This is a genomic window from Burkholderia sp. HMSC10F09 (assembly GCF_001806955.1).
Lineage (GTDB): Bacteria > Pseudomonadota > Gammaproteobacteria > Burkholderiales > Burkholderiaceae > Burkholderia > Burkholderia multivorans.
The window spans coordinates 19,734-28,133 of the sequence record NZ_KV786683.1 but is presented as its reverse complement, the minus strand read 5'-3'; the positions used below and the strand labels follow the sequence as shown (position 1 = coordinate 28,133).

General features: G+C 68.8%; 10 protein-coding genes. 2 read left to right on the top strand and 8 right to left on the bottom strand.

What is annotated here, in order from left to right; translation table 11 throughout:
* The 5 genes from HMPREF3115_RS12565 to HMPREF3115_RS12545 all read right to left on the bottom strand — a co-directional run.
* The coding region (locus HMPREF3115_RS12565) for an iron chelate uptake ABC transporter family permease subunit (RefSeq protein WP_141751672.1) at positions 1–443 on the bottom strand (443 nt) is incomplete at its 3' end.
* The gene (locus tag HMPREF3115_RS12560) at positions 440–1,282 is read right to left on the bottom strand and encodes an ABC transporter ATP-binding protein (protein WP_070554607.1); all 843 of its coding nucleotides are present in this window, start codon (positions 1,280–1,282) and stop codon (positions 440–442) included. The genes HMPREF3115_RS12560 and HMPREF3115_RS12565, both read right to left, overlap by 4 nt.
* The gene (locus HMPREF3115_RS12555; protein WP_070554606.1) at positions 1,279–2,289 is read right to left on the bottom strand and encodes a TauD/TfdA family dioxygenase; all 1,011 of its coding nucleotides are present in this window, start codon (positions 2,287–2,289) and stop codon (positions 1,279–1,281) included. The genes HMPREF3115_RS12560 and HMPREF3115_RS12555 overlap by 4 nt, the downstream gene beginning before the upstream one ends.
* A gap of 45 nt (positions 2,290–2,334) precedes the next feature.
* Complete coding sequence (locus HMPREF3115_RS12550; RefSeq protein ID WP_006404845.1) at positions 2,335–2,577, bottom strand: MbtH family protein; 243 nt, start codon at positions 2,575–2,577, stop codon at positions 2,335–2,337.
* A gap of 85 nt (positions 2,578–2,662) precedes the next feature.
* Complete coding sequence (locus HMPREF3115_RS12545) at positions 2,663–3,310, bottom strand: RNA polymerase factor sigma-70 (RefSeq protein ID WP_006400110.1); 648 nt, start codon at positions 3,308–3,310, stop codon at positions 2,663–2,665.
* 364 nt (positions 3,311–3,674) lie between these two features.
* Here HMPREF3115_RS12545 and HMPREF3115_RS12540 point away from each other — a divergent pair, with 364 nt between their 5' ends.
* Complete coding sequence (locus HMPREF3115_RS12540; protein WP_070554604.1) at positions 3,675–3,902, top strand: hypothetical protein; 228 nt, start codon at positions 3,675–3,677, stop codon at positions 3,900–3,902.
* 48 nt (positions 3,903–3,950) lie between these two features.
* Positions 3,951–4,088, top strand: a complete 138-nt coding sequence (locus HMPREF3115_RS31595) for an HHHH-motif protein (RefSeq protein ID WP_006404847.1) — start codon at positions 3,951–3,953, stop codon at positions 4,086–4,088.
* 66 nt (positions 4,089–4,154) lie between these two features.
* Here HMPREF3115_RS31595 and HMPREF3115_RS12535 read toward each other — a convergent pair whose 3' ends face one another.
* Genes HMPREF3115_RS12535 through HMPREF3115_RS12525 form a run of 3 tightly spaced genes read right to left on the bottom strand, consistent with a single transcriptional unit; the run spans position 4,155 to position 8,400 of the window.
* A complete protein-coding gene (locus HMPREF3115_RS12535; protein ID WP_070554602.1) occupies positions 4,155–5,186 on the bottom strand; it encodes a fimbrial protein in 1,032 nt (343 codons plus the stop codon).
* The gene (locus HMPREF3115_RS12530) at positions 5,183–5,929 is read right to left on the bottom strand and encodes a fimbrial biogenesis chaperone (RefSeq protein WP_070554600.1); all 747 of its coding nucleotides are present in this window, start codon (positions 5,927–5,929) and stop codon (positions 5,183–5,185) included. Before HMPREF3115_RS12530 ends, HMPREF3115_RS12535 begins: the two co-directional genes overlap by 4 nt.
* 11 nt (positions 5,930–5,940) lie before the next feature.
* Complete coding sequence (locus HMPREF3115_RS12525) at positions 5,941–8,400, bottom strand: fimbria/pilus outer membrane usher protein (protein ID WP_070554598.1); 2,460 nt, start codon at positions 8,398–8,400, stop codon at positions 5,941–5,943.

The window sequence follows — 8,400 nt, the reverse complement described above, 5'->3', positions numbered from 1 at the left end:
CCGGCCGCCGCGATCGCGCAGGCCGCCGCCGCGAGTCCGCAGACGAACAGCAGCGGCACCGACGCGACGCCCGCGAGCGCGGGCACGAGCATCGAGGCGAGCAGCCCGAGCTGTGCGCCGCCCGTCACGCCGAGCAGGTCCGGCGACGCGAGCGGATTGCGCGTCAGCGACTGGAACAGCGCGCCCGCGATGCCGAGGCAGCCGCCGGCGACGAGCGCAGCCGCGATACGCGGCAAACCGAGATCGAACAGGAACACGTGCGCGAGCGCGGCCGCGTCGCTGCCGGGCGCGGCGCGCCACCAGGCAAGCAGATCGGGCGCGACGCGCATCGCCGCGACGAGCGCGATCAGCACGATCGCGCCGATCGCGATCCGGCCGGCTCGGCGACCGGCTGCGGCGTGCGCGGCCTGCGTGCGCTTGCGTATCGCGACCGTCGTCGTCATGCGAGATCCCGGTCCGACGCGTGCGCGGCCTCGGGCGCGGCGGTCGCCGGCCCGTACGCCGGCACGCACATCGGCGCGCCCGTCTGCGGATGCGCGAGCTTCAGCATGTCGACGCCGAACGCGGCGCGCAGCCGTGCGGGCTCGAGCATCGCGTCGGGTGCGCCGTGCGCGACGACGCGGCCTGCGCGCATCAGCACGATCTCGTCGCTGTACGCGGCCGCCTGGTTCAGGTCGTGCAGCACCCAGACGATCGTCAGGCCGCGCGTGCGGTTCAGCGTGCGCAATGCGTCGAGGATGTCGAGCTGATGATGGATGTCGAGATAGGTCGTCGGCTCGTCGAGCAGCACGATCGACGCCTGCTGCGCGAGCGCCATCGCGATCCACGCGCGCTGCCGCTCGCCGCCGGACAGTGCGCCGACGTCGCGCTCGGCGTCGGCGGCGAGGCCGCTCGTGTCGAGCGCCTCGTCGATCGCCGCGTGGTCCGCGCGCGTGAGCCCGCGCAGGAAGCCGCCGTACGCATAGCGTCCGTACGCGACGAGTTCGCGCACCGTGAGCCCCGACGGAATCTGGTTGAACTGCGCGAGCATCGTCAGCTCGCGCGCGAGCGCGCGGCGACGAAACGATGCGAGCGGCCGCCCGTTGACTTCGACGTGGCCCGTGCGCGCCGGCTGCAGGCCGGCAAGCGTGCGCAGCAGCGTGCTCTTGCCGCAGCCGTTCGGGCCGCACAGCGCGGTCACGCGACCGGCCGCGATCGACAGGTCGAGCCCGTCGATCACGACATGGTCGCGATAGCCGACCGTCAGGCCGCGCGCGGCAAGCGCGGCAGGACGCCCCGTCATCGAGCCTCCGTTCGGTCGCGCGGGACCGTATGGCTTTGCGCCATCGCGACGACGACCTTGCGCGGCCCTTCGAACGGATCGCGCGCATGCGCCGTCAGCATGTTGTCGAGCATCAGCACGTCGCCCGTCTGCCACGGGAACACGATGCGCTGTCGATCGAGCACGCCGCGGATCTCGGCGAGCGCATCGGCTTCGAGCGGCGCACCGTCGCCGTAGTACACGTTGCGCGGCACGTTCTCGAGGCCGACCGCGTCGACGAGCGCTTCCTGCATGTCGTCGTCGAGCGCGGACAGATGAAACAGGTTCGCCTGGTTGAACCACACGCGATCGCCGGTGCGCGGATGCTTCGCGACGGCCTGACAGCGCTCGCGCGTGCGCAGCAGCCATTCGCCGTCGTCGTCGGTGCGCCAGCCGCATTCGATCCCGCGCGCCGCACACATCCGCTCGACCGCCGCGCGATCGTCGGTGCCGAACGCCTGCTGCCAGGGCAGATCGAGGCCCTGCCCGAAATTGCGCACGTACAGCAGCTCGCGCCGCTCGAAGCGCGCGACCAGCGCGGGATCGAGCGCGCGGTAGACCGCGCGGCTGTCCGCGATCGGCGTAGCCCCGCCCTTCGGCGCGGCGAGCGCGCAATGAAACCAGATCCGCATCGGCCATTCGCGCGTATACGACTGCTCGTTGTGCAGCGGAATCGCGCGATGCGGCGGATACTCGGTCGACGTATAGACAGCGCCCTCGACCTGGCTGCGCGGCGTCGACGCATATTCATAGCCGATCAGCGGATCGCCGAACGACGCCGCAAACCGCTGGAACGCGTCGATCGACGGTACGCGAAACCCCGTGAACAGCACGCCGCCCGCGCGTTCGAGCGTGTCGGCCGCGATGGCGCGCGCGAGCGGCGCGACGTCGTCGATCGACATGCCGTCGTCGCCGCGCGGCGACACGACGGTGGGCAGCCCCGGCTCGATACGCAGATCGTCGAGCGTCGGCAACGAAAGCAAGGTCATGCAAACGTCCTCTTCAGATGGCGCGCCGCGTCGCGGCGCCGCGGATCACGATGCGTTCGGCGCGCGCTCGCCGTCCATCGCGCGGCGCAGGCTCGCGGGGCGCATGTCGGTCCAGACGGTTTCGATGTGCGCGAGACAGTCGGCCTTCGCGCCGCGCACGCCCACCTCGCGCCAGCCGGCCGGCACGGGCCGGAACGTCGGCCAGATCGAATACTGTTCTTCGTCGTTGATGACGACCGTGTAGACGAGATCGTCGGAGTCGGCGGAAGGCGTCGTGGCTTGCGTCATGATCGGAAATCGCTTGAGACGGTTGAAGGTGCGAAGCGGCGATGCGGCCGCTCCTGTATCGAAGACGAACGGGCCGCGCGATTTTTTACCGGCGCCGCGTGCGGCCGCCGAGAAATACCGGGCACGCGACGCCGCGCTGGCAGGCGTCGAGGCACGCCGCGCAGTGGCGCTCGGCGTCGCGCACCATGAAGTGCACGAGCGTCTGCGACACGTTCAGCGCGCGCGCCGCGGTCTGCAAGGTTTCCTCGCGCAGCCGCACCATTTCGAATGCCGCGCGGCTGCGCGCGGGCAGATCGTCGAGCGCGGCCGATACGCGGCGCAGCGTGTCGCGCGTGATCAGCGCGGCCTCGGGCGTCGGCTCCGGCGACGGCACGTCGAAGCCGTCGTCTTCGTCCGCGTGATGGATGTTTTCGAGATTCTGGCGACGGCACGCGTCGATCGATGCATTGCGCACCATCCGCGTCACGTACGCGACCGGCTGGCGCACGGCATCCTGGTTCGGAAAGTCGACGAGCTTCACGAACACGTCGTGCACGACGTCCTCCGCGCGGCTCGCGCAGCCGAGAAAGCCGCGCGCGACGTTGACCAGCATGGCGCGATGCGCGATCAGCACGTCGAGCAGCGCGCCCTGCGCACGCGGTTCGGCGCCGCGTCGCGCGCGCACGGCGCCGCTTCCGGGAAACCGATTCGCCGGTGCCGCGACCGGTCGTTCGAGCACGTCCGCCATTGCCATCGATCTGCTCCGTCGTATTCCGAGATAGCGGAATGTAACGTAAACGCAAATCATTCTCAATCCGATTACCAACACCCCTGCCGGATGTGGGGAATAGTCTGATCAAACGGCGCGCCCGCCTGCGCGTGCCGCCGACGCGCGCGGCGAAGCTTACGGCGCGCCGTCCGACAAGGCGACGGGCCTTCGCGCGTGCCGCGTCCTGCGCACGCGGCTTCGGCGTGCATCGCGTCGCGGACCACGTGCGGACGACGCCTTTCTGTCATCTGACGAAATGCCTTCGACCGTTATTTGCGGTAGCAACTTATTACCACGTGAAATTTTCGGGGCTCGTACGATCGGGCTGCGGTTTCCAAGGGAGAACGACATGAAAACCATCGTGTTATCCGCCGTGATGATCGGCGCGTTATCGAGCGTGATGCTGACCGGCTGCGTGGCCTACCCCGCACCGGCGCAGGTCACGATCGGCTGGCACGGCGATCGTTACTGGGACGGACATCGTTACTGGGAACGCCGTGACTGGGAGGCGCAGCATCCGGGCTGGCACGACGACCGCCGCGATGACCGTCGCGACGAACCGCGCCCGCAGTGGTAACGCCGCGCCGCTTTCCGTAATCGCCAACTTCAACGACAGGACATCAACATGAAAACGCTACTGAAGACCCTCACCGCCGCCGCCGTCGCTGCTGCCGTGCTCGCACCGACGCTCGCGCAAGCGCATCCGCACCGCGTCTGCCATTTCGAGCATCACCATCACAAGGTGTGCCGCTGGGTGCGCTAAACACCGCGATGCGCCGCGCGAGCGGCGCGTCGTCGCATCGCGTCGCGTGCTCGCGCGCGACGCTCCTCAGTAGATGAACAGCCGGATCGTCGCGGTGCCGGTAAACGGCCCGATCTTCGGCGCCCCGAACGACTTCAGCACCGCATCGAGCGTCACGCTCTGATAGTTGACGCTGCCCGGCATCTGCGCGAGCACGAACTGCTGGTTGAACGGAATCGCGGTGCCGTTGCGATCCTCGATGCCGATCCCGAAATTGCTGTCGGCGGCCGGCACGAGCAAGCCGTTGCGCACCGCCTGGGCCGTCTCGAAGTAGCCGTCCACGCGCACCGGCACGCTGCACTGCTTGGTCAGCGCGACGCTGAACGTCTTGCGCGGCACGGCAGGCGAAAAGCCGGTGGCCGTCGCCTGGATCTGCCCGAACTTCACGACGCCCGGCTCGGGCGTGACCTTGACGTCCACCATGCACGGCGTCGGCTTCAGCTTCTGCAGCCCGCTCAGCTTGTAGCGGAAACTCGGATTGATGTAGTTCAACCCGCCCTTCCCGTCGAACTGGAAGACCGCGTAGACGTCCGACGGCGGTTGCATCCAGCTGCCGCGCTTGCGCACGACGACCTGATACGTGATGCTCAGCGGAAACTTTTCGCATCGTCCGGCGCGCACGTCGGCGTCGCTGAGCCGGCACGGCTGCACGTAGGTGCTCGTCTGCACGCCGTCGCCCGGCTGGCTGCTGCGGCCGAAATAGTCCTGGCCGAGATAGCGGATGCCGATCTCGAGCCCCCACGCGGCCGGATTCTGCTGCTCCGGATTCGCGTAGAAGTAGATCCATTCGCCGAACGTCTTCATGCTGCCGCCGAGATCCTTGTAGCAGTAGCCGGTCGTCGTGCGCGGCGGCGACACCCAAATCACGTAGCCGTCCGGCGCATCGGTCGGATACGACGCGACGTTGCCGATCGATTCGGTCAGCACCGTGCCGCCGCCGTTCGCGACGCAGCGTACGGCCCACGCGGGTTGCGCGAGCGCGAACAGCAGCACGCAGACGCTCCAGCCGAACCACGCGCGCAGCCGGCCGGCAGCACGCGGCCGTCGTGCGCCGCTCATCGCTTCACGCTCTTGCAGGCGCCCGCGTCGCACGCATACTCGACCGCGACCTGGCCGCCGTAGTCGTCGACGTGCGTGAGGAACAGCGTCGACGGCGCCGCGCCGTCGAACCGCAGGTCGGCCGTGCTCATCGGGTTCACCATCAGCGGATCCATCGGCACCGGCGTCTTCTGCGCGCCCGCGGCGAGCGCGACGATCGTCACGTGGTACGGCGTCGGGTTGTCGAACACGAGCCGATGCGCGGCGGTGTCGACGCGCAGCGTCATCGGCAGCGTCCAGTCCTCGTCGCGCGCGGGCTGCACGCCCTTCGGCCGGTAGAACAGCTTCATCTGCGTATGCAGCGCGATCTGCAGCGTGTTCGGCGTGTCGGTCTTCGGCGGCACTTCGCGGATGTTCAGATAGAACACCGATTCGCGATCGGTCGGCAATTCGGCACCGGGCAGCTTCGCGATGCGCAGCACGTTGCGCTCGTTCGCTTCGACGCGCTGCAGCGGCGGCACGACCATCAGCGGCGACGTGATGCGCTTGCCGTTCGCGTCCTCGAGCCACGACTGGACGAGATACGGATAGGTCGCGCTCTTGTTCGTCACCGTGACGACCGCGGCCTGCTCGCCTTCGTTGAAGATCACGCGCGTGCGGTCGGGCACGATCGACGCGTGCGCGGCGCAGGCGACGAGCGCGCCGGCCGCAACGAGCAGCGACGACGTGCGGCGCACGCCGGGAAGGGAATGAAAGTGCTTCATCGCAACATCCGTCAGTGAATCGTTTCGGGTTGGGCGGCCGCGGCGTGCGGCGCGACCGTCGTGTCGCACGCGACCGGAATCGGCGTGCCTTCGAGTTGCAGGCGGTTCGGCAGCGTGTCGACCGTGCAGAGCGTGCGTTCGCCTGCGCGCACGACCAGCGACGACTTCGGCTGCACCTGCGTCAGATACGCGGCGCCGCCCTCGCCGACGATGCCGAGCTCCTTGCCGTTCGCCGCATCCTGCACCGACGCGCCGAACGGCAGCGGCTTGCCGGCCGCATCGGTCAGCGTCAGATAGAGGTTGCTGCCGCGCGCGGCCGAAAACTGCACGAAGCCGATCGCGCCGTCGGTCAGCACCATGCGCTGGATCGGATTCGACACCTGCACTTCGAGCGGCAGCTTCTCGACGTTGACCGCCGCGTCGTACACGTTGTACGGCGAGATGCCGTCGAGCACCGCGTAGCCGCGCGAATCGGTGTGCGTCAGCGTGCCGGACAGCGGCACGTCCCGCACGCCGTCGGTCGACACCAGCAGCCGCGTGTCGCCCGCGTTGCCGTTCGCATGCGCGGCGATGCCGTACTGCGTCGCGACGAGCGAGCCGTCGACCTCGAGCGATGCGGCCGCGTAACCGTTCGCGACCGTCGACGCCTGCGCGGTCAGCTGATACGCGGACGTGCGCTGGCGGAAGCTCGCGTTCGCCGACGCGCGGCCGTCGGTCGTGCCGGCGCTGATCTGGTACGTGCGGCCGGCCGGATCGTCGTACAGGTAGCCGGCGTTGACGCTCGTGCTGCCGTTGCCGGTCGTCAGGTTCGACGTGACGGTATGGCGGCCGCCGATCGGCAGCGTCGCGGTCACCGAAACCTGGTTGCCGCTCGCGCCCGCGCTCTGCGTGCGAAACGCCGACACGCTGACGTTCAGGTTGCGCAGCGCGCCGACCGAGAAGGCGCGCGTCAGCGTCACACCGACGCGCTGCTCGGACGCGCGTTCCCAGTACGTCGTCTGGTCGTACGAGAAATAGGCCGACGTATCGCCGAAGCGCTTCGACATCGTCGCCGAGTAGCGTTGCTTGCTGTTCGCGAGACCGTATGCGGTCGGGTCGCCCGAGAACTGCGCGAAGTTCGTGTAGTCGCGTTCGGAAAAGCGATAGCCGAAGAAGCGCACGTCCGCGTCGAGCCCGTCGAAATGCTTCGAATAGTTGATGCGGTACGCGTTGCCGTGACGCGTCGCGCCGTTCCACCAGAGCCGGGCGCGTGCATGCGTGACGTCGGCCGACACCGCACCGAACGTGCCGAAGTCGCGGCCGACGCCGAGCGCGATCGACGTATAGCCGGACGCGGCGATGAAGCCGCCGTACACGGTGACGTCGAACGGCAGCCCGTACGCCGCCTCGCCGAAGCCGAAGAACGGCGTGATGCCCGCGCCGCCGAAGCGCCGCGGCTTGCCGACCGCGGCCTTATAGCGGAACTGCCCCGTGCGCGCGAGGAACGGCACGGCCGCGGTCGTCACCTGGAAGCGCTGCACGCTACCGTCCTCTTCCTCGACCGCGACGTCGAGCGTGCCCTGCACGCTCGTGTCGATGTTCTGCAGCGCGAACGCACCGGGCGACACGCGCGTCACGTACAGCACACGCCCCTGCTGCGACACGGTCACGGTCGCGTTGGTGCGCGCAACGCCGGAAATCAGCGGCGCATAGCCGCGCAGCGACGGCGGCAGCATCCGGTCGTCGCTGCGGATCGACGCACCGGTCAGCGCGAACGTGTCGAAGATGTCGGAGCTCAGATAGTCGTCGCCGAACGTGACGGTCGACTGGATCGACGGCAGCGCGCGGAACGCGTAGAGGCGGCTGAAACGGAACGTGCGGTCCGCGTAGACGGTATTGCTGACGTTCGACTGCGCCTGGTAGTCGCCGCGCACGCGCCACGCGCCCCAGTTCGCGCCGATCGTCCCATACGCCTGGACCGCATTCGTCTGCCGGCCGCCCGAACCGAAGCTGCGATTCGTGTTCGCGATCACGCGATAGTCGAGCATCGCGCCCGCGATCCCGTCCGACCAGCGTTCCGGCGGCAGATACGTGCCGTCGGTGAACTCGAGCGCAGCCTGCGGAATCGTGATCCTGAGCCGGCCGTCGCCCTTCAGGTAGCGCACGGTCACGCCCTCGATCGCCGCGAGATCGACGCAGCGCCCGCCGTGGAAACGCGGCAGCTCTTTCGCGAGCGACGGCTTCAGGCCGAACTGCGCGACCAGCTCCGCGCGCAGGCAGGGCTTGCCCGCGCCCGACGCGTCGAGCGCGACGAACTCGATCGGCTGCAGCCCGTAGAACAGGTCGTTGACCTGCACCTCGAGCATGTACTCGCCGGGCAGCGTGAAGTCGGCCTGCGAGAACTGCGACAGGTCGACGTCGGTCGCCCCGTCGATGCTGAGAAACGACGAATTGAATTCCGTCGCATGGCTCTGGCTGCCGACGACCAGCAC

Excerpts from the sequence above, each read along its gene's own strand:
- HMPREF3115_RS12535 (WP_070554602.1), bottom strand. The coding sequence starts at position 5,186 with ATGAGCGGCGCACGACGGCCGCGTGCTGCCGGCCGGCTGCGCGCGTGG.
- HMPREF3115_RS31595 (WP_006404847.1), top strand. The coding sequence starts at position 3,951 with ATGAAAACGCTACTGAAGACCCTCACCGCCGCCGCCGTCGCTGCTGCC.
- HMPREF3115_RS12540 (WP_070554604.1), top strand. The coding sequence starts at position 3,675 with ATGAAAACCATCGTGTTATCCGCCGTGATGATCGGCGCGTTATCGAGC.
- HMPREF3115_RS12555 (WP_070554606.1), bottom strand. The coding sequence starts at position 2,289 with ATGACCTTGCTTTCGTTGCCGACGCTCGACGATCTGCGTATCGAGCCG.
- HMPREF3115_RS12550 (WP_006404845.1), bottom strand. The coding sequence starts at position 2,577 with ATGACGCAAGCCACGACGCCTTCCGCCGACTCCGACGATCTCGTCTAC.
- HMPREF3115_RS12545 (WP_006400110.1), bottom strand. The coding sequence starts at position 3,310 with ATGGCAATGGCGGACGTGCTCGAACGACCGGTCGCGGCACCGGCGAAT.
- HMPREF3115_RS12560 (WP_070554607.1), bottom strand. The coding sequence starts at position 1,282 with ATGACGGGGCGTCCTGCCGCGCTTGCCGCGCGCGGCCTGACGGTCGGC.
- HMPREF3115_RS12530 (WP_070554600.1), bottom strand. The coding sequence starts at position 5,929 with ATGAAGCACTTTCATTCCCTTCCCGGCGTGCGCCGCACGTCGTCGCTG.